The organism is Bacillus sp. NTK074B, assembly GCF_017303375.1.
Lineage (GTDB): Bacteria > Bacillota > Bacilli > Bacillales > Bacillaceae_B > Rossellomorea.
Window position 1 is genome coordinate 1 of record NZ_JAFKOH010000079.1, and the last position, 267, is coordinate 267.

The window sequence follows — 267 nt, forward strand, 5'->3', positions numbered from 1 at the left end:
GCCGGCACATCGGTGAACCAGCGGACATAGCCGCCGATCCAGTCCTCGCGCGCCTGCATCACCAGTGCATCAAGGCCAAGTTCGGCCATGACGCGGCGGGCGATGGCCCAGCGGCGCTCCATTTCGGCGTCGGAGATCGGCGAATTGGTCTGCATGGGGTACTCCCGGTCCAGACGATTCGTCAGCGCGGCCACCCCGCCCGAGAGATACTCGGACATGCGCGCCTCGACGACCGGCAGGGCCTGTTCGTGGTAGGTGTCGGAAAAG

The 267-nt window shown here is 66.3% G+C and carries 1 protein-coding gene; it reads right to left on the reverse strand.

Annotated features, from left to right (window positions below; translation table 11 throughout):
* Positions 1-267, reverse strand: a 267-nt coding sequence (locus tag JI667_RS21500) for a hypothetical protein (protein WP_206858486.1), incomplete at both ends; no start/stop codon positions are given.